This window comes from Opitutaceae bacterium TAV5 (assembly GCA_000242935.3).
Classification (GTDB): domain Bacteria; phylum Verrucomicrobiota; class Verrucomicrobiia; order Opitutales; family Opitutaceae; genus Geminisphaera.
On record CP007053.1, the window covers coordinates 4,749,839 to 4,768,218 of the forward strand.

Annotated in this window: 18 protein-coding genes; 16 read left to right on the forward strand and 2 right to left on the reverse strand. The window is 62.9% G+C overall.

The window, feature by feature from the left end:
* Positions 1–270: 270 nt before the first annotated feature.
* Positions 271–468: a hypothetical protein gene (locus OPIT5_20195; GenBank protein AHF92220.1), complete on the forward strand. Its 198-nt coding sequence runs from the start codon at positions 271–273 to the stop codon at positions 466–468.
* 13 nt (positions 469–481) lie between these two features.
* Here OPIT5_20195 and OPIT5_20200 read toward each other — a convergent pair whose 3' ends face one another.
* Together OPIT5_20200 and OPIT5_20205 are read right to left on the reverse strand one after the other, a co-directional pair.
* A complete protein-coding gene (locus OPIT5_20200; protein AHF94548.1) occupies positions 482–685 on the reverse strand; it encodes a hypothetical protein in 204 nt (67 codons plus the stop codon).
* A gap of 192 nt (positions 686–877) precedes the next feature.
* Entirely contained in the window at positions 878–1,036 is a 159-nt protein-coding gene (locus tag OPIT5_20205) for a hypothetical protein (GenBank protein ID AHF94549.1), read from the reverse strand.
* A gap of 100 nt (positions 1,037–1,136) precedes the next feature.
* Between OPIT5_20205 and OPIT5_20210 the strand changes: the two genes are divergently transcribed.
* From OPIT5_20210 to OPIT5_20280, 15 genes are all read left to right on the forward strand, one after another.
* Positions 1,137–1,400: a hypothetical protein gene (locus OPIT5_20210; GenBank protein ID AHF92221.1), complete on the forward strand. Its 264-nt coding sequence runs from the start codon at positions 1,137–1,139 to the stop codon at positions 1,398–1,400.
* 692 nt (positions 1,401–2,092) lie between these two features.
* Complete coding sequence (locus OPIT5_20215; protein ID AHF92222.1) at positions 2,093–2,872, forward strand: hypothetical protein; 780 nt, start codon at positions 2,093–2,095, stop codon at positions 2,870–2,872.
* Between the two features lie 246 nt (positions 2,873–3,118).
* On the forward strand, positions 3,119–3,877 hold the full coding sequence (locus tag OPIT5_20220) for a hemolysin (GenBank protein AHF92223.1): 759 nt from the start codon (positions 3,119–3,121) through the stop codon (positions 3,875–3,877).
* A gap of 41 nt (positions 3,878–3,918) precedes the next feature.
* Positions 3,919–4,728, forward strand: coding sequence for a 1-acyl-sn-glycerol-3-phosphate acyltransferase (locus tag OPIT5_20225; protein AHF92224.1), 810 nt, complete (start codon positions 3,919–3,921; stop codon positions 4,726–4,728).
* Positions 4,729–4,781: 53 nt separating this feature from the next.
* Positions 4,782–6,056: a glycosyl transferase gene (locus tag OPIT5_20230; protein ID AHF92225.1), complete on the forward strand. Its 1,275-nt coding sequence runs from the start codon at positions 4,782–4,784 to the stop codon at positions 6,054–6,056.
* Positions 6,056–6,361: a hypothetical protein gene (locus OPIT5_20235; GenBank protein AHF92226.1), complete on the forward strand. Its 306-nt coding sequence runs from the start codon at positions 6,056–6,058 to the stop codon at positions 6,359–6,361. The genes OPIT5_20230 and OPIT5_20235 overlap by 1 nt, the downstream gene beginning before the upstream one ends.
* 180 nt (positions 6,362–6,541) lie before the next feature.
* The gene (locus OPIT5_20240; GenBank protein ID AHF92227.1) at positions 6,542–7,558 is read left to right on the forward strand and encodes a diacylglycerol kinase; all 1,017 of its coding nucleotides are present in this window, start codon (positions 6,542–6,544) and stop codon (positions 7,556–7,558) included.
* Positions 7,555–8,415, forward strand: coding sequence for a phosphoesterase (locus OPIT5_20245; GenBank protein AHF92228.1), 861 nt, complete (start codon positions 7,555–7,557; stop codon positions 8,413–8,415). The genes OPIT5_20240 and OPIT5_20245 overlap by 4 nt, the downstream gene beginning before the upstream one ends.
* Entirely contained in the window at positions 8,412–8,807 is a 396-nt protein-coding gene (locus OPIT5_20250; GenBank protein AHF92229.1) for a hypothetical protein, read from the forward strand. Before OPIT5_20245 ends, OPIT5_20250 begins: the two co-directional genes overlap by 4 nt.
* A 227-nt stretch (positions 8,808–9,034) precedes the next feature.
* Positions 9,035–9,997, forward strand: coding sequence for a hypothetical protein (locus OPIT5_20255; protein AHF94550.1), 963 nt, complete (start codon positions 9,035–9,037; stop codon positions 9,995–9,997).
* A 14-nt stretch (positions 9,998–10,011) separates the two neighbouring features.
* Entirely contained in the window at positions 10,012–10,650 is a 639-nt protein-coding gene (locus OPIT5_20260) for a hypothetical protein (protein AHF94551.1), read from the forward strand.
* Positions 10,651–10,695: 45 nt separating this feature from the next.
* On the forward strand, positions 10,696–13,524 hold the full coding sequence (locus tag OPIT5_20265) for a metallophosphoesterase (GenBank protein AHF92230.1): 2,829 nt from the start codon (positions 10,696–10,698) through the stop codon (positions 13,522–13,524).
* 793 nt (positions 13,525–14,317) lie between these two features.
* Positions 14,318–15,499: a hypothetical protein gene (locus OPIT5_20270; GenBank protein ID AHF92231.1), complete on the forward strand. Its 1,182-nt coding sequence runs from the start codon at positions 14,318–14,320 to the stop codon at positions 15,497–15,499.
* A 34-nt stretch (positions 15,500–15,533) separates the two neighbouring features.
* On the forward strand, positions 15,534–16,388 hold the full coding sequence (locus OPIT5_20275) for a hypothetical protein (GenBank protein ID AHF94552.1): 855 nt from the start codon (positions 15,534–15,536) through the stop codon (positions 16,386–16,388).
* 234 nt (positions 16,389–16,622) lie between these two features.
* Positions 16,623–18,251: a hemin-binding protein gene (locus OPIT5_20280; protein AHF92232.1), complete on the forward strand. Its 1,629-nt coding sequence runs from the start codon at positions 16,623–16,625 to the stop codon at positions 18,249–18,251.
* Positions 18,252–18,380 lie beyond the last annotated feature (129 nt).

Sequence of the window (18,380 nt, forward strand, 5' to 3'; positions counted from 1 at the left end):
TCCAATCCATGAATTTTGCCCACGAAACACACGAAAGGACACGAAAAACAAACCATCGGATTTCTGTCTTTCTTTTCGTGTCCTTTCGTGTGTTTCGTGGGCTACCTCTCGATTGCGGCGCAGCCGCTCCGGGTTCATTCGCGGTGGGTCCCGACATTCCCCGGCCCCACCGGGTTCCCCGGCTTCTGTCCAACGGTTTGAAGGCCAGTCGAAACCGTCGTGAAAAACCGTATGGTTGACCTGATCCGGAGCCGGGCAATACTCCGCCACATGACACTTTTGGAACTCAAGCAGGAGGTCAGCCGGCTTTCTTCCCGCGAAATGCGGGAACTGAACGCCTACATGATCCGGTTGCGTCACGAAAAGCCGGAATGGAAGCGCATGGCTTCTGCCCGTATGCGCGAGATGGACGCCGGACGCAAGGTGACGCTGGCTGAAGTGGAACGCCGCATGACCGCCGCGCGATGAGCCGGATGGCGCCCTATGTGCCCGTATTCGCGGAGGGGGGGCAACCGATTTTCTCCTGCTGGAGCCCAAACGGCGGCAACGCGTCATCCTCAAGCTGATACGGCAACTGGCCAGCCAGCCTTTCGTGCGGAGCGACTATGTTTTGCCGGATGATTCCGGGCGTCCCATCGAGCATCTCCTGATTGAGGATTTTGTCTTTTCTTACTGGCTGGACCACGGAGCGAGGGAATTGCGGATCGTGGATATCGAAGATGCGTCGTAGGCTCGCCAGGATCGGGGCATTTCGGCGAGAGAACCCGGGGTTCCCGTAGTCCGGAGCAGCCCGAACCGGGAGGCTCACGAGTACCGGACGATTCACGGTTCGGGCTGAAGCTCCGAACTACGTTTCACGTCCTGACATCACTTCCGATTACCCCTGGCCCTCCAGGCGGAAAACCCTTTCCTTGACGCAAAAAGTCACTCGCCGCAAGATGTCGGCATGACCGTCCTTGAAATCAAAAACCAGATGGCAGGCCTCAAGGCCCGTGATCTTAAGGAATTGCATCTGCATCTGATCCGGCTTCGCCACAGTACTCCGGAATGGAAAAAAGCTACGGCGAAGAAAATCCGGGCAGTTCAGGCCGGCCGGTTCATTACTTCCGAAGCCATCGAGAAGCGGCTGTCCCGTCGTGGTTAAGCTGATACGATTTCGGGTGGTTTTCGAAGAGGAGGCCGGCGAATTTATCTTCGCTCTCCCCAAAAGGAAAGGCCGGAAGCTGCTCGATATCGCCTATGCGATTGCCGATAATCCGTTTTCCAATTCCGACTATATCCTTCCGGATGCTGATGGCCGGAACATTTCGCATGTATCAACCGAGGGTTACATCATCAGTTACTGGACAGATGCACCGGCGAAACGAATTGTCATTGTCGAGATAGAAGAGGAATCCTGATCGGGGTCCCTTGCGATCATTCCCGTGCTCACCCATTCCCGGGCGAGGACTCGCGGTGAGGTCAGGTATACTCGTTTTCTGTGCCCTCCGTGTAATTTTTGGAGCATTTCAAAAAAAATTGTAGCCGGATTTGATTGCCACAAAAAGGCACAAAAAATCTCTTTGCGCATAAAACTCTCCATCGCGCCTATAGGCGCACGGGCGATTCTCGTCGGGCAGATGGCAATTTTGTGTTTTTTGTGGCCATAGATTAATTTGAAATGCTCTGGTTAAAAAAACAAAAGATATAATTTTACACAAAGATCGCGAAGGGCGCGAAGGAGAGAATCAGCCATTCTTTGCGTTCTTGGCGGCCTTTGTGTAAGAATCCGATGGTTCTGCTACAGGGAGCTTCTGAAAATTGAACAGAAGGTAACGAAGAGAACGAAGAACAACCAAGGACGCTTACCGTTCACTCCTGTTTAACTTTTTTAAGATAAATAACTTATTGTTCAGCGTCTTCTTTGTTTTTACCTTCGTTTCCTTCTGTTCAAAAATGAATTTTCAGATCCTCCCTCCAAGTGATCCGGGGTGATCATTGCCCCGCAAAGGCACAGCGCCGGACGGCGGAGGGGGGGGCGGCGGCCAGGTTGTCACACTTTCGTAACACTTTTGACGCTGTCTTCCCGCCGTCGGCGGCATTTGCTGGGATCATGTATGACAAAACCGGTTACACGAAAATTCCTTCCGGCGCGCACCCGCCGGAGGATCGTCCTGTCGGGAAAAAGCCGGTCCGGGCAGGGCGACGGTTCCCGGGCGAGCCGGTGCGGCGGCACAGCGCGCGGCGGGTGCTCGACCAGCTCCTCCGGTTTCGGCGTCACGAGGCGCTGGTCAGGCTGTTTGCCGGCGGCGCTGCCGTCGTCTGCGCCGAGGATGTGGCGCAGGCCGATCCCCGGCTGGGGCTCACGCTGGCCGCGCGGCTGCTGGAATCGCTGCGCCAGGCGGGGCTTGCCTGTATCCGGAAACCGGAAACGCCCGCGGCCGGAGAGGAATCCTCCGGACGACGGAGCGCCGGGCGGATTGCCTACGGGTTGACGGAGCGCGGCGAGAGCGTGATGCGGCTGCTGCGCGATCTGGCGGAGATCGACGCGGCGGCGGCCCGGGGAACCGTCCGGCCGGAGCGGCGGGGCCGGACGGTCTCCGCCGCGGCCTGCCTGCGGTATCTGCTGCGCCAGCACGGGGCGCTGAGGCTGGCCGCGAGCCTGGAAAACGCGGAGGAGGCCGGTCATCGCGACGGCCGGGCGGGAGGCGGCGTGCCGGTCGGGGAGGGGGATTTGCCGCAGGCGGTGGTGCGCCTCGGCACCGGCCTGTTTATCCGCTGCGGCATGCTGACGCGCTCGCGGGGAGCGACCTTGCGGGGAGTCGGTTACCGGGTGGAGCCGTTCGGGCGGGCGATGGCCGGAATCGCCCGCGCCGTGCTCGCGCTGGAGTAACGGTGCGGCGTAGTCCGGTCTCGCCGCTCCGCGACGCCCCTTGTTTCCGGGACTCCGGTCCCGACTATCAACGTTGAACCCGGGTCGAGCTGCGCCTTGCAGGCCGGAAAACCGTGACGGGAAGTGGCCCGCGCGGAGGCGTTGTGTGAAAATCGGGTGACGAAAACGGGCCTTTTGTAACGTTTGTGGAGCGAATGCGAAGACGGCTTGCCGACAGGGTGGACTCCGGCCAGCGGTGATGGCATTATGAGCACCTTGCTTGTCACTCACCCTTCTCTGGCCGAAACGGAACGGTATGCCGTGCGGCTCGCATCGGACGTCTCCGACGTGCGCGCCGCCCAGCGGCTGCGCTACGAAGTTTTTAACGTCGAGCTGGGCGAAGGGCTGGTGACCTCGTTCGCCTCGGGCATGGATGTCGATGCGTTCGATGCGGTGTGCGATCACCTGCTCGTCCGCGAAAAGGCCACCGACCGGGTGGTGGGCACGTACCGGCTCCAGACGGGCGTGCAGGCGGGCCTGCAGCTCGGCTACTACGGCGAGCAGGAATTCGACTTCACGCCCTTCGAATCGGTGCGCGAGGAGATCGTCGAGCTCGGCCGCGCCTGCGTGGCGCGCGAGCATCGCAACCAGAGCGTGCTCGGGTTGCTGTGGCGCGGCATCGCGCACTACGCGCAGATGCAGGGCGGGCGCTACCTGGTCGGATGCAGCTCGCTGACCTCGCGGGATCCGGACGAGGGGCTGGCGGTCTATGCGCAGCTCGCCTCGCGCCACCTCGCGGATCCCGCATGGCGGACGACGCCGCAACCGGGCATGGAGTGCCGGGCGACGGCCGGCGCGGCCGTGGTGGAGGCGAAGATTCCCCGCTTGATGGCGGCCTACCTCGCGGTGGGCGCGACGATTTGCGGAGAGCCGGCGATCGACCGGGAGTTCGGCACGGTGGATTTCCTCACGTGGCTGGACCTGCGCGCCATGCCGGAACGGGTGTGGCGCAAGTTCATGGGCTGATCATGACGATGACACGAAGCCCGAAAGATCGGCTGCGGGGGATGGCGAGGCTGCTCCTCGTCGGCCTGGTGCTGGGCCGGGCGGCGGCAGCCTGGTGCGTGTGCCTCGCCAACCGGCGGACGGCTGTCGGTCGCGCTTTCTGGATGCAGGCGACCTGCCGGCGGCTGCTGCGCGTGCTGGGCGTGTCGGTGACGTCCGGGGCCGCGGGCATGGCCGCGGAGCGGAGCCGGGTCAGCCCGGGCGGCATGATTGTCTGCAACCACCTCGGCTATCTCGACATTCTCGTGCTGGGGGCGGCCGTTCCCGCGGTGTTTGTGGCCAAACGGGAGGTGCGCGGTTGGCCGGTGTTCGGCCTGTTCGCGCGGATGGCGGGCACGCTGTTTGTGGACCGCTCGCGGCGTGGCGACGTGGCGCGCGTGGCCGCCGAAATGACCGCGACGCTGGCGACCGGGGTGTGCGTGGTGGTCTTCCCGGAGGGCACATCGGGCGACGGAAGCCGGGTGCTGCCGTTCAGGCCGGCGCTGCTGGAACCGGCGGTGCGCCAGCACGGGCCGGTGATCCCGGCGGCGCTCGACTACGCGGTGCCGGCGGGCCGCTCGGCGGCGGCCGAGGTGTGCTGGTGGGGCGACATGGACCTCGCGCCCCATCTGCTGAATCTTGCCACCATCCCCCGGATACAGGCCCGGCTGGCCTTCGGAGAGGCGGCCCTGGCGACGGGGAACATGGATCGGAAAATGCTGGCCAGCCTGCTCTACGGGCGCGTGGCCGCACTGCGGGAACCGGATCTCGCGGACGGGGCCAACGGCCTCCTCGCCGGGAGCGGATCCCCACTCTTTTTTTCAGGAACGTAACAATTCCGGCCGGGAACAAACGGGAGGAGCGCGCGACATTGCGGGAAAAAAACATGAGAATCGCCATCGTCACCGAAACTTTCCCGCCGGAAATCAACGGCATTGCCGTGACCTTTGACCGGATCGCCACCGAACTCGGCCGGCGCGGCCATTCGGTGGTGGTTTACCGGCCCGCGCGCGACGATCTGCCGGCGGCGTCGGCCCACCCGGACTACGCGGAGGCGATCATGCCCGGGATGCCGCTGCCGGGGCGCGCCGATCTGCGGATAGGCTGGCCGGCCGGAGCCATGTTCCGCCGCTGGTGGCATGGCGGGGGCCCGGATGTCGTCCACGTCGCCACGCCGGGTCCGCTGGGGGCGTCGGCGATCGGCGCGGCGCGGGCGCTGGGGATTCCGGTCACGTCGAGTTTCCATGCCCGTTTCCACCACTGCGCGCTGCACCGCCGGTTCGGCGTGCTGGCGAAGTTGTCCCGCCGCCTGGTGCTGGCGTGGCTCCGGAGGACGCACAACCGGACGGTGCGCACGTTTGTTTCGACGGAGGAGGTGCGCGCCGAGCTGGCCCGGCTCGGATTTCGCAATCTGGGGATTCTTTCGCGGGGAGTGGACACGCGGCTGTTTGACCCCGGGCGGCGTTGTGAAACGTTGCGGAAATCCTGGGGCGCCGGTCCGGATGATCCGGTGGCGATCTGCGCGGGGCGCCTGGTCGCCGGCCGGAACCAGGAGGGGCTCGCGGCTGCCTGGCTCGCCATGCAGCAGGCCAACCCGCGCTGCCGCTTCGTGATCGTCGGCGACGGACCGATGCGGGCGGCGTTCGAGCGCGGGTATCCGGGATTTGTCTTCACCGGCTACCTGTCCCGCGAGGAACTGGCGCGCCATTTTGCCTCGGCCGACATCTATCTTCACGCGACGCTCGGGGAGACGTTCGGCAACGTGGTGATCGAGGCGATGGCGAGCGGGCTGGCCGTGGCGGGCTTCGATTACGCGGCGGCGCGGAAATACGTTTCGACGGGCAAGAACGGGATCATCGTCCCGTATGGCGCCGGCGCGGCCCTGGCCGATGCGGGCGTGTGGCTGGCAACCGATGCGCGCCTGCGCCGGCAGCTCGGCCGCGCCGCGCGGGCGACGATGGAGGAGCATTCCTGGGATACCGTCATCGGGCGCTTCGAATCCGATCTGCACGCCGCCGCCGGCATGCCGCTGCGGGATGCCGGGCGGCGCCACGGCTCCCCCGTGCTGTTTCCCCCCGTCCGGGTCGCCGGCATGGCCGGCGCGCAGCGCGTGCCGCAACCGGCCTCCCGCCTCCGGCCCGGGCCGCGCAACCTGTTTTGATGAACACCCGTAACCGCAATCGTACTACACGCCGAAGCCGGAAGACAAAAACCGTCGAGTCCTTCAGGAAGGAAATGGCCGACATCGCCCGGGTCACCGTCCTGGACCTCGCGCACATCACGTATTTCGAACGAAAGCCGCTGGCGGACGGCCATGCGGTGCTCGTGAACCTGGTCAATGACGGTTCGGTCACCGTGACCTACGACCAGGCCGGCGTCGTCCGGAATGTGAAGGCCAACCATGTGGAATGGCACATCCGCGACGACGGCGTCATCACGCTCGCCAGCATGGGCAGCACGGCCTGAGAGCGGCCGGGGGCGTCATGCGCAAAGGGTGCTCCGGCATACTCTCCCCGCCGGCTCCCCGTTTTGTTACGTGAATGTAACCGCTTCGTAACGCGGGCGCCGCGCGAGGGTGCGAACCTGCCTGAAAAGAACGAACCTTCGATCATTCATGAAAACGACTCCGGCCACAGGATTTCCGCAATGAGAACATGCCTGATCCTGAATCCTTGTTCCGGCCGCAATCGCCGCCGCCCGTGGCTGGCGTCGACGCTGCGCGATTTCGCCGCGGGCCAGGGCGCGACGCTCGATGCCGCGGTGTCCGTCACCGAAGGGCCGGGCCACGCCACGCTCCTCGCCCGCGAGGCGGTGGAGGCCGGATGCGAGCTGGTGGTCTCGGTCGGAGGCGACGGCACGCTGAACGAAGTCGCCCAGGCGCTCGTCGGCACGCCGGCCACGCTCGGGATCGTGCCCTGCGGGTCGGGCAACGGGCTGGCGCGGCACCTCGGGGTGCCGGGTTCGCTGCCGGCCGCCCTGGAACTGATCGCCGAAGGCGGCGCCGACGTGCGCCGGGTCGGCGGGCGCGGCGAACCGCGGCGGGTGAGTCTCGACGTGGGCGAGGCCAACGGCCTGCCGTTTTTCAACGCGATGGGATTCGGGCTCGACGCCGAGGTGAGCCGTCATTTCAACGCCATGACGCGGCGGGGACTGCCGGCCTACGTGCGCACCGCCTTCACGGTCGTGCGCCGGATGCGGCGCGAACGCATCTCGATCCTCGAGGCCGGCACCGGCCGGCAGACCGACCTCGAGGTGGTGCTGCTCGTCGTCGCCAATTCGGACCAGTACGGCAACAACGCCTTCATCGCCCCGCACGCCCGCGTGGACGACGGCCGGCTCGACCTGATCGCCGTGGAGCCATGCGGACTGGCCGGAGCGACCTCGCTGGCGCTGCGGCTGTTTCTCGGCAGCATCGACCGCGCCCGCAACGTCCGCCGGATGGCCGGCGAGCGCTTCCTCATCCGGAGGACCGCGGCCGACATCATCCATACCGACGGCGAAACCCGCGCCACCGATGCCACGCTCGAAATCAGCGTGCGGCCCCGCAGCCTGCGCGTGCTCGTGCCGCCGGCCTCGCGCGTCCGCAGCCCGGCGGCGGAGACCGCCGGCGCAGGCATGCCGGCCATCGCGCCGGCTCCCGGTTTTTCATCCAGCCAGCCATGAAAAATGAAATCATCGACTTCGTCGCCGACGCCGATCCGGAAACTTTGCCGGAAAAGCGCCGTTTGCGGGTACGCACCGTGATCCTCTCCGACGTGCATCTCGGCACGCCCGACTGCAAGATCGAGGAGGTTAACCATTTCCTGCGCCACGTGCGCTGCGAGAAGCTGATCCTCAACGGAGACATCATCGACGGCTGGCAGCTCCGGCGGCGCGGACACTGGACGAAGGCGCACACCCATTTCGTGCGCATCGTCCTCAAGATGCTGGAAAAGCGTGATACGCAGATCGTGTATCTGCGCGGCAACCACGATGACATCCTGACTTCCTTTTTGCCGCTCGATTTCGAGAACCTGAGCATTGTCGAGGACTACGTGCATCAGGGCAGGGGAGGGCGCTACCTCGTGCTGCACGGCGACGTCTTCGATACGGTGACGAAAAATTTCGTGTGGCTGGCGCATCTCGGCGACTGGGGTTACGCGGCGCTGTTGCGCCTCAACCGCGTCTACAACCGCTGGCGCGCCTGGCGCGGCAAGGAATACTGGTCGCTGAGCAAGGCGATCAAGGCGCGTGTGAAAAAGGCGGTGAACCACGTGTCGAAATTCGAGGAACACATCGCCGACCTCGCCCGCGAACGCGGTTGCGCGGGCGTCATGTGCGGCCACATCCACACGCCGGCCGACAAGATGATCGGCGACATCCACTATCTGAACTCCGGAGACTGGGTGGAATCGCTGACCGCGATCGTCGAGCACCGGGACGGAAACTACAAGCTGGTGGAATTTTCCGATTTTATTCGCCAGTTCCCGGCCGAACAAAAGATGGACGCTCCGATGGCCGGGGTGGAGACGGGCACATGAAGTCGGGTCGGACCACGTTCAGGGTTCGGGTGAAGACGCCGGGGGAGAAGACATTCGCCCAGGCATTTTGCGAACAGAACGGGATCTCTTCCGCACGCTTCGAGCGCGCGGTGTTGTCGCGTGCGCTCCATCCGCATGCGCGGTGGCTGGTGCCCCTGCTGTGCTTTTTCCAGCCGGGGTTTTGCGATGCGGACATCGATCTCGTCCGCGAAGCGGGCCGGTTGCGCGGCGTGGAGGACTTCGACGCCGAGGCGAAGGCATTCGCGTACCATCCGGCCAACACCGGGTTTGCAAGACGCGTGCTCAACGCGCGCGTCTCGACCCGACGCCTGCGTCATATGATCCGTGATACGCTGTCCGCTCCGGATGCCGAAGGAGCGGTCGGCCGGTAGCGGCTGAACGCGGCGTGTCACCTGGTTGTGACCGGATGTTCACCGCAATGTTTCCGTAGGCCCGTTGACGGTCGGATTCGCGCCCCGATGGTGATGGGATGCCATCGCCATATTGTCATTCAGGGGCGTCGCGCAGGGGATCGAATCATTCCCTCCGGACAGCCGTTTTTCTCATCGCAACGGGCCTGATCTGCGCCGGTTGCCTCAAGGCGGACGTGATTGCGGAGTTGCCTCCGGTCGGCGCAGTCGCCCGCGAGCTGCCCGTCGGGGCATCGGGACTTTCTTTCCCGATCATCGAAAACGAGGTTCTGGCCGGCTCCGTCGCGAACAACACCGGCGCCACGCTTACCTTTTCGGATACGGGAGCTGCCGTCAGCTCCCGCCTGGAGCCCGGAGCGCGTTATTACGTCGAGGTGCTCGACGGGACGCTCGAGGGCGAGCGCTGGGATGTCGATACGGTCGCCACGGCCGCCGCCGGCGGGGCGACCGTCGCGCTCGATCTGTCGGCGGGCTCTCTGAGCACGTCGCACACGCTGGTCGCGGAGACACTGGCCGGCGCGCGCTGCGCCCTCCGCCAGCATGTGACGCTCTCCCGCCTGGCGGCGATGTTCAGCCCCGGCCTGGTCGGCAACAACAACAGCCGGCTCGCGGACGGTATCCATGTGCTCGGCGAGGACGGCTTTATTTTTCATTACCTGCGCAGTGACGGCCAGACCTGGCGCTGCGGCAGTTCCCCGCTTGACATGCGTGATCTCGTTATTCCGCCCGATAGCGCCATTGTTGTAGAGTTGCGCTCTGGTCCCAAAATATGGACCGAGGCGGGTGCTGTCCGCACCAATGCGTTCCGCAAAAATCTCGTCGCCGGGTTACAATCCTTCGCGACCGGTTTTCCCCTCACGCTCTCACCCGTCGAGATTGGCGCCTTTGCCACTGATCCCTCTGCCGATCCTTCCTCTCGCTGGATTGGTCATGAAAACACGGATGCTGCGGACGAAATTCTCGTGTTTGGAGCACCCGACACGGAGTATTTTTCCTGGCACCTCGCCGGTGACGGCGAATCGTGGCGACAGGAAAGTGGCGACGGTTCCGACCAGGCCCATGTCTCCTTTCTCCCCGCTTCCGGCCTGATTCTCCTGCGGCGCGGCAATGCCGACGCCGGCTACATTATCCCCCGTCCTTTCGATTTCTGATTTTTCTCATACACATGAAAACTGCACACATAAGCACCCTTGCCGCCGCGATTACCCTTGCTTCCGTCTGCGCTTCCCCGGCGCTGGCGACCGAGTATCTTTTCTACGATGACACGATCACCTTGTCATCATCATCCGGAGATACCGCCTGGTCGGGTGCCTTCCAGCTCGCCTTGTATGGAAAATTTACCGACGGTTTCACTGCCGACGCCTCTAATGTCCATCTCTGGCAGGACAACTGGATTACCGTCGCCTCCGAAGCAACTGCCAACGGGTACTACGATCCCTCTGGTCCCGAATGGAATGCCAGCTTGGGACTGCTGGACAACTCCCTTTATACCCCAGGCGAAACACTTTATCTGTGGTTCTTCGATTCGTTGGACATTTCCACCGGTGCCGAATGGGCATTGTTCACCGACGCCTCGTGGCAGATTGATATCAACGTCGATTCCACCGTCGTTTTCCACGAGTACTTTTTCACGGAGGAAACACAAGCCATCGTCGGATTTTTCGATTACGGTGCCGGGCAAGCCGCCACCGCCGCGGTGAGCCCCATCCCTGAACCTTCCACCTGGGTCGCCATGGCCGGCGCCGTGACGCTTGCCGGGAGCTGGTTGCTTCGTCGCTATCGCACCGGTCGTCGATTTTTGTAACCGAAATATAACTACATCCTGAAATTTTTCCCAAGAGAACGCATCATGAATATCCGGCTCAAGACAATCCTGCTGACCCTGGTGGCCGCCACCCGGGTAGCCTTCGCCGCTACCGACTCTGCGACATTCCTCGTGGACTTTGGTCCTGCCGGGCGCACCACCACCGCTGCCGATCATCTCGGACGGCAGTGGAACAATGTCACCTCCCTCGGCCCTCTGGCCGCCGCCGCCATCAAGGATATCAGCGGCAGCACGGCTGGCGGTGTGACGCTGGCGATCCCGCAACAATTCGGAGCATCATCCCTCAACGGCCTCGGCTCCGAGGTGGTTTATACCTACACGGCCGCAAGCGACTTTTTTTATGTGCAGCGCAATACCGGCGCCACTTCCCCGGTGGCGAGCATCGCCCTGGGAGGCCTCGATACGACGGGAGCCACGGTTTACGACGTGAAATTCTTCACCTCGTCCAACCGCCAGCTTCCGCAGAAATACATCACCGAATTCACCGTTCTCAACCAGGGGGACGCCCGGGTCGTCGAACTCGAGGCCGTCCGCAACGACCGTAACATCGCGCGTATCGACGGACTGGCGCCCCGGGCCGACGGCACGCTCGCCATCGAGGTGCGTGTGGGAGCGGATTCGGACTCCGGCACGGTCGGCTTCGGCGGCATCGGCGTTCTGGAACTCGTCGCCCGCGCCGCCGGCAGCGAACCGAGCCCCGACGAACCGGTGCGCAGCGTGCTGGATCTCGGCGGCACGCCCAATCCTCCCGCAGAAGCCAGCGACGCCAATCCCGAGGGATTGCGCGCTTACGTATGGGAGACGGCTGATCCGTATCTCAACCGCGCCGGCGCCGCTGAACTGCTTCGCCGGGCCGGTTTTCACGTTGAACCGCTGCCGCTCGACCGCCCTCCCTACGACCCGTCGGGCGACCCTGAGGACGACGTCGATCTGATCTTCATCGGTTCCTTCGTCTCCGACAGTCCGGAGTATGCCGCCTACATGGCGGAATATGCCGACTATCTCGACGACTACATCGACCGCGCCGGCTTCCTCGTGCAGATGACGCAAAACGACAGCACCGAATACCGTCCGCCCTTCCTTCCCGACACCCAGGATGCCACGCGCGTCGACAACGATTTCCAGAAAGCGATCGTTCTCTCGCCGGACCATCCCCTCATGGCCAACATCCCCCTGACGGAGGGAGAGGGCGCGGGCGCGAAGCCCACCTTCAGCTATCTCCTGCGCACGGATGGCGGCCAGCACGGCACGAACACGATCTGGGAAGCCTTCGGCAGCTTTGCCGGCTTCGAGGTCATTGTCGCGGGTGACGAGCGGGCCCGCTTTCCCGGTTTGATGGAAGGTGCCTATGGCCAGGGCCGTTTCCTGCTCGCCGCCATGGGGCTGGACAAGGTCTTCAATGCCTCGACCGGGGAGGAGGTGGCGCCCGAAAGCATGGCCGCCTTCAACGCGCAGTTTTTCAAAAACCTCTATGACTACACCGCGCTCGTCCGCGACCGCGCCACGCCTCCGATCACGCTCACGCCGCAACCGGGCGAACGCGAGGTGAGCGACGGCGCCTGGACGCTCGTCCTTCTGCCCGACACGCAGATCTATTCGCAAAACTATCCCGGCCTCTTCTCCGCGCAGACGAGCTGGATTCGCGACAACCTGCGCCGGTACAACATCCGCTACGTCCTTCATCTCGGCGATATCACCAATACGAATTCCGTGGCTGAATGGAAAAACGCCCGCGGCGCCATGGCGCAGCTCGACAACGTCGTCCCCTACGCCTTTGTCACCGGCAACCACGATCATGGTCCCGGCGGCAACGCCGCCACGCGCGACACTCATCTCAACAGCTACTTCAAATACGAGACCTACGCGTCCTGGCCCACCTTCGGCGGCGCCATGGTCGAGGGCGACATGCAGAACACGTATCATCTCTTCAATGCCGGTGGCGTTCAATGGATCGTCCTCTGCCTCGAATGGGCGCCCCGCAACGAGGTGGTGGACTGGGCCAACACGATCATGGAGCGCTATCCGGATCGCAAAGGCATCCTCGTCACCCACGCCTTCATGAACAACACGAACTGGCGCTACGACATCAACGACACCGCTCATGCCCAGGACTACAACCCGCACCACTACACCACGCCCGGCACCATGAACGATGGCGAGGAGCTCTGGCAGAAGCTGGTTCGCAAGCACAACTTCGTGATGACCGTCAACGGCCACGTCCTCGGCAGCGGCGTGGGCTACCGGGTAGATAACAACGATGCCGGCCAGCCCGTCCACCAGATGCTCTCCAATTACCAGATGCGCACCCTCGGTGGCGAAGGCTACCTCCGCCTGATCCAGTTCCAGCCCGACGGCCGCACCGTCAAGGTCCAGAGCTATTCGCCGGTCTACGACGGCTTCCTCCTGGCGGATACGCAGGACTTCAGTTTCGATCTTCCGCTCGGCGCCACGGACAGCAACGGCGACGGCATCTTCGACTACTATGCGCCCGAGCTCGACAGTAACGGCAACGGCATCAGCAACTATGATGAATACGTCCTCCATGGCACCGACCCCTGGGCGGACGGGGCAGCCAATTACGATCGTATTCATGCCGGAGATACCTACGAGTCGATCACCGGTTACGTGAAGGAAAATCCGGCCCGGTTCGATCTCTACACGGAGTCGATGCTTGCACACCTGTACCCCGAATCGCGGCTTCTTCGCGCCGCGGACGGCAAGGCCACCCTGCAAGTGAAGGTCAGGATCAGCGACGACCTGAAAACCTGGCGTGATGCCGATGCCGCGCCCGTGGAGTGGGAAACCGATCTTCCCGACGACAAGGTGTTTTACCGGATCGAACTGTCGCGATAAGACATCCCCCGGATAAACAAGGGCGGACCGGCATGAAAAGATGCCGCTCCGCCCTTTTTGTTTTGCCGGATCGTCCGCCCGGCGGGGAGAGGGGCGTAGCCACAGGCCTCTGTGCCCTGGGGTGGCGAGGCGTCTTGCGCCTCGTCCCGGCGGGGCAGGGACGCCTGCTGCTACGTCACGGCCACGATTCAACTTGATATGCCATGCCACCATCTGCCCCACCCACCCCCGGGGTGCCCGGCTGGCCGGGCGACCGCGCATCCGGCAGTCGGAGCGATTCACGGCGACCGCCGGCGAGAATGTTACGGTTTTGTAAAACAGGCACACGCGGCCGGCGGATTTCTTCGACACCCGAAGATCCGGATATGAGAGGCGCACGTTTTTTTCACCGTGAGAACATGATATGTAGTTTATTATTGGTTACAGTATTTTTGTATATGTATCCATATATAAGATACTATATTTACCTGTGATTTTAATGTCACGGATCTGCAACGAAAGGCGTGACCTGAAAGTTACAATAGAGGTGTTGCGGCGGTGCTTCGGAGCGGTTCAGAACCGGTCTGCGATTCAGGACAACACACCATCGAAGAGCACCATGATTCTGCACAACGTCAGAGAAAATGTATCCGGCCGGAGCACACGCCTCACGCAGCCGCTGTCGTTTGACGGACAGCCTCTTTCGTCCGGTGTTCCCCGCCATCGCCCCCGCCGCTACTCACCCGTCGTCCGCTGTTCCGGATGCCGGGGATATCAACAGCAACAAGGAAGCTAACCTACACAAAGGTATCCTATGAAACCCGGAAAAATACTCATGGCGAGCATGCTCGCCATTTCTACCGCCACCATGGCGTTTGCAGCCGACATCGAGCTGCGCATCACCGGTTCGACCGCGTTCCGCGCGGCCACCCATGCCGCGATCAACGCGCTCATCGAGCCCGCCACTCGCGAGATCGGCTATGTGGGCACCTCCGGTGCCGCCGGAGCCACCCAGGCCATCTACAGCGGTGTCATGGTCGGCACTTCGCAGACGATCGTCGTCCAGACTTCCTACTCGGGATCGCTCGGCGGCATCGCCTCGGTGGCTGCCGTGCCTCCCGTTCCGCTCACCACCTGGCCCGCCGAAAGCAACCTCACCGGCATCCCGGGCGAACACCAGATCACCGGCCCGGCCTTCATCTCCGCAGTCGCCAATGTGGCGCTGGCGGATAACTCCCAAGGCGAATCCGGCAACATCGGCGCCGGTTTCACCACGCTGACGGCCCGTCGCGTCGGTGTCGTGCCGTTCGTCTGGGTCAAGGGTAATCACGCCGACCCCACCGTCCAGGACGCTCTGGCCAAGGTAAAGAACATCAACGCCCTGCAGGCTCGTGTTCTCCTGAACGGTGGCGTTCCGCTGTCGTTCTTCACCGGAGACGCCGCCGATGCCGACTATTACACGCTCCCGGTCGGTCGTGACAAGGAGTCAGGCACCCGCCTTGCTGCTCTGCTCGAGGCCGGTTTCTCCGTCGACAGTTACGTGGAGCAGTACGAGGCTATCGTGAGCGGCACTGAAATTGTGGATTTCGGCCTGTGGCCTACCGATGGTGGATACACCAGCGGGGGCACTCTGGCGACCAACTTGGCCCTGCCTGTGAATGCGGATCAGCCTGTCGTGCTCCTTGGCTATGTTGGCATCAATGATGCAACGCGGCTCGGTGCGGTGCTCGATACCGATACCGGAACGCTCACCGGCGACGCCATACTCACCTTCAACGGAGAGCCCTTCAGCTATGATGCGATTCGCCAGGGACGATATTCGTTCTGGAACTATGAATATCTGCTGCACGGAGCCCTCAACAGCAATCAGCAGAATGCGGTCACTCAGCTCGGTGATCTGATCACCAACGACTATGCGCAGCTTTCCGGTATCAAGATTGATGCCAGCTTCCGCGTCGTACGTGCAGGTGCCGGCCAGCCTATCTTTGCTGACTAGTGTGAAACAGAATTGATTTAAGTATTATAATACAATGAAAGCAAACAAGTTAATTAATTTAACAAAGGCTATCGCCTTGGTTGGTTTTGCCGTTGCTCCGTCAGTTTGGGCGACCTCCACCTACAACGACCTCATCCTCGGGTTCAGGGCCTCTTCCGGAGCAGGCGCTGATACAAACCTGACCGTGAATCTCGGTAACGTCGCCGCGAATTATGCTTCCGGTAACACCTCGCTGACGCTCGTTGGCAATATCAACGCTAACCTGACGAGCGTTTACGGCGCTGACTGGAGCCAGCGTGCCGACGTCACATTTGGTGTGGCCGGTACTAGCACCGATGTTACAGGTCCTGTCACTGGTCGTAACCGTACTAACTGGGTGGGCAAGGTGAATGATGCGGGAGCGACGCCGGTTGTCTGGAGCCAACCGATCCCCTCTAGCCAGTCGGGTGCTCTGCGCACCGAAATCGCCGCACTCTATAATGGGTTCAACGCATATGCAGCAGATGACGCTTCGGTTGCACTCATCCCGACGTCCAACTCCAATAGCTGGAATACCAGGGCCATCACCATGAGTATTGGCACTGCGTTTAGCGTTGCCGCGAACGCGCTTCCTCTTGCTGACTTTGAGCAGTCTGCCCAGTTTGATACCGTTACTGGCAGCCTGTATCAGGTTATAGATCTTTGGCAGTTCTATGGTGGCACTGATTTGCCCACCTACGTCGGCACCTTCGGCCTCACCGCCGACGGCGACATCTACTTCAGCAACAACTACGCGAACTTCGCCGCGGTGCCCGAGCCTGCCACCTGGGCGATCATCGTCGGTGCCGCTGCGCTCGGTCTCGTCGGTTATCGTCGTTTCCGCCGCCACCCTCTGGCGGGCATCGCCTGAGATCATCGAAACTCCTTCGGAAACATAATCCTGCTACCACACTCCCGGAAAATGGCCGGACGGGCCGCCTGAAAACGGCCTGTCCACGCCTTTCTCCACACCGACTGCAAACGAACCTCCGGCCGCGTCTCCGTTTTGCGGAGAGCCTGGCCGGAAATGCCTCCTTCGCCCGGGCGCGAAGGGGGCTCTCTTTGGTCCCGCGCAATTTTGCAAATTCACACAACGGTAACACGAATGTTGCGCCGCCTTTGCACACGGATCCCCTCGCGATCCTGCCAGGCGGCCGCCATCCCGCTTCTTTTCGTCCTGATGCTCCCGCTCGTACCTGTGCACGCCGCGCCCGCCACGCGGCAGGATGCGTCTGCTTCCGCCACCATGCAGCGACTCGACGTCTTTGAATACCGGATCGAGGGTGCCCGGCACCTCTCCCAACTCGAAGTGGAGACGGCGACCTATCCCTTTCTCGGCCCCGCACGGACTCCGGAGGACGTGGAGGCGGCCCGCGCCGCGCTCGAAAAGATGTATCAGGACAAGGGATACCAGACGGTGGCCGTCCTCCTCCCGCAGCAGCAGGTGCGCGACGGCGTCGTCCGGCTCCAGGTGGTCGAGGGACGGGTCGGACGCCTGCGTGTTCACGGCTCCCGCTATTTCGATCTCGACCGGATCCGGGAACGCGCCCCCTCCGTAGCGGAAGGCACCGTGCCCGATTTCAACGCCGTCACGCACGACATCGTTGCTCTCAACCAGTCGTCCGACCGCCGTGTCACCCCCGTCCTGCGCGCCGGTGTCGTTCCCGGCACGGTGGACATCGACCTCAACGTCGAGGACACCTTTCCGCTTCACGGTTCGCTCGAGCTCAACAACCGCCACAGCGCCGACACCAAACCGCTCCGCCTCTCCGGCTCTGCCAGCTATGGCAATCTCTGGCAGCTCGAGCACACCGTCGGCCTCAGCTTCCAGGTCGCGCCCGAACGCCTCGACGACGCGAAGGTTTTTTCCGCCTACTACCTCGCTCCCGTGCCGAACTCTCCGGTGAAACTGCTTCTCCAGGGCGTGAAGCAGGACAGCGATGTCTCCACGCTCGGCAGCTTCGATGTCGCCGGTCGCGGCGAAATCGTCGGCCTCCAGGCGATCGTCGCGCTCGGCGGGTCGGAGCGGTTCACGCACAACCTTACCTTCGGCATCGATTACAAACATTTCGACCAGTCGCTCGCCGTCGGCGACGACCCTGATTCCATCCAGAGTCCGGTCACGTATTATCCGCTGTCGGCCAGCTACTCGCTGACCCTGTTCCGGCCGCAGGCGATCACGCAGTTCAATGTCTCGCTCAATTTCAATCTGCGCGGTCCCGGCAGTTCTCCCGAGGAATTCAACGATCGTCGCGCGGGGGCCGACGGCAGTTTTATCTACATTCGCGGCGACGTCTCGCAAACGCGCGAACTGGGCGGCGGCTGGCAGGTTTTCGGCCAACTCCAGGGCCAGCTCGCCAGCCAGCCGCTCGTTTCCGGCGAGCAGTTTTCCGCCGGCGGCATCGGCACCGTGCGCGGGTACCTCGAATCCGAGACACTGGGCGACAACGCCATCGCCGCCTCGATCGAACTCCGCGCCCCGTCCGTCACGCTCGGGGGCTTTCTCGACGAATGGCGGTTCTATCTTTTTGCCGACTGGGCCGGCCTCACGCTCAACGATCCGCTGGTGGACGAGGATTCCCGTTTCATGCCCGCCAGCGTCGGCGCGGGCATGCACCTGAAATTCCGCAAACATTTCAACGGTTCGCTCGATCTCGGGGTGCCGCTCTTCAGCGAAGGCCGCACCGAACACTACGACCCGCGGCTCACCTTCCGCCTCTGGGCCGAATTCTGAGGAACGCCGCAATGAATCACAGCAATATCCATTTTCCTCAAACCGTTTCAGCCGCAAAAGAGCGCAAAAATCCCCATGCAGATGAGATATTGCGTGGCGCCTATAGGCGCCGTGGAGGGTTTCCCCGCC